The sequence below is a fragment of the Okeania sp. SIO2F4 genome, from assembly GCF_010672385.1.
Taxonomy (GTDB): domain Bacteria; phylum Cyanobacteriota; class Cyanobacteriia; order Cyanobacteriales; family Microcoleaceae; genus Trichodesmium.
The window spans coordinates 1-1,661 of record NZ_JAAHGT010001351.1 but is presented as its reverse complement, the minus strand read 5'-3'; the positions used below and the strand labels follow the sequence as shown (position 1 = coordinate 1,661).

Below are 1,661 nucleotides of genomic sequence, written 5' to 3'. Positions count from 1 at the left end.
CTATTTAGTTTCTATGAGGATGGTCATAAAGAATGTTGTGCAATTCGAAAAGTTAAGCCACTACGTCGCAAACTTGCAACCGTCGATGCTTGGATTACTGGACAGCGTAAAGACCAAAGCATTTGAATATTTGCTAATTCTGCTGTAGAATTAGCTAACTTTTGCGGAAACTGACTATTTTCAAATATTTGTGCTACCTCTAGAAATCTATCGGAAGCTATCTGAAAATCTTTAGAACTTTTAGCAACAGTAGCAGCAGCTTCTCCTAATCTTACAAAAGTCTGTTCTGCTAATTTACTTGTAGTAGCATTAGCGTTATAAATTTCTTGAATTTTATCTTGTAGAGCTGACTCTACTCCGACTCTAACTGTTTGACCAAATCTTGTTAAAAATCCTTCAAAGGAATAGGCGACAGCTTTTACTACTTTGTCAAGCTGAGTTTGACCTTCGATAGTTTGTAAGTAAATATTATCTAAATAGTCTTCTAGTAAACTGATTAATCTACTTTTGGCAAGGCTAGTATTGAAAATCAAATTAACTGATGTAACTACAGCACTAAATAATATTGCTACTAAGCTGCTCGTAAAAGCAATTCCCATACCTCGTAATGGTACTTCTAATTCCTTGAGCAAACTACTAACATCGGTAGCATTAGTATCGCTAATTGTTTGGCTCAAAGAAGTTAAATTAATAGTAATACCGACAAAAGTACCTAATAATCCAAAAGATACAAGTAGATTGGGTAAAATTCGACAAAAATATTCTATTTGTTCATAAGAAACTAATCCTAATAATCGCTGTCTACTGTAAACTTGATCTATTAATGCTCCTGTATTAACTTGCTCTAGTTTACTGCTAGCATCGGCAAATCTGCCCTCTAAATATTCGATAAATCTTGGCTTCTTTACTGACTGCTGATTAATCAGTCTCCTAACTTTATTTCCCTGATTTGCTAAGTCAAAATAAAGTACCATTCTTAATAAGATAGCTACAAATGATGGTACAATTACTAATATAATTATTAGAGGTATTAAATAAGATGGTATTGGTGGCATAGTAACATCTCTGATGTTTTAATAGTTATAGAATTTTTGGGCTTTGCTGAAACACGGTGTGAAAGAAACTCCACTACTGGACTCTTGCCGAGTCATTAATATAAGTGCAAATCATATCTAGTTCCCACTTTTGGTTGGGAAAAAAAACTTCTTTCTATCTCCTGAGTTCTGAGTTCTGAGTTCTGAGTTCCAGATATCATACATTTATTCAGCAACGCCCATTTTTGATGCAGGTAATTTATATTACCGAAAAATTTGGTTTAAAGCCTTGCCCTTTTAGGGCAACTTTATGCTATGCTTAAAGAAGCAGAAAGGTATTCAACCGCTCTAAAAAACCTAGCTATTAATCGTAGCGCATTAGCACCTTGAAAACTGCGGCCAGAACCCGTGTCCCACTCAGGCGCAAGGGGTTTGTTCCAGGCGAGGTTTCCTGGCCATAGGAACGCCGACCAAGAGAGGGAATGCTGACCAAGAAAAGAGTTATAGAGTTTTGCACAGGAATCCTTGTGCATGGAAAAACTTCCTCGCATCAAGTACCAGAGAACCAAAGTTTCTGAGGTTTGAACAGTACCGTAGGGCATAATTCCACAGGCTTTTAAATAGAGA

2 protein-coding genes are annotated in these 1,661 nt (G+C 36.2%); one reads left to right on the top strand and one right to left on the bottom strand.

Going from position 1 to position 1,661, the window contains the following annotated elements; translation table 11 throughout:
- Positions 1-42: 42 nt before the first annotated feature.
- A complete protein-coding gene (locus F6K22_RS40335; RefSeq protein ID WP_293110721.1) occupies positions 43-126 on the top strand; it encodes a phosphoadenosine phosphosulfate reductase domain-containing protein in 84 nt (27 codons plus the stop codon).
- Between the two features lie 1,216 nt (positions 127-1,342).
- Here F6K22_RS40335 and F6K22_RS40330 read toward each other — a convergent pair.
- A partial coding sequence (locus tag F6K22_RS40330; RefSeq protein ID WP_293110719.1) for a hypothetical protein occupies positions 1,343-1,661 on the bottom strand: 319 nt, incomplete at its 5' end.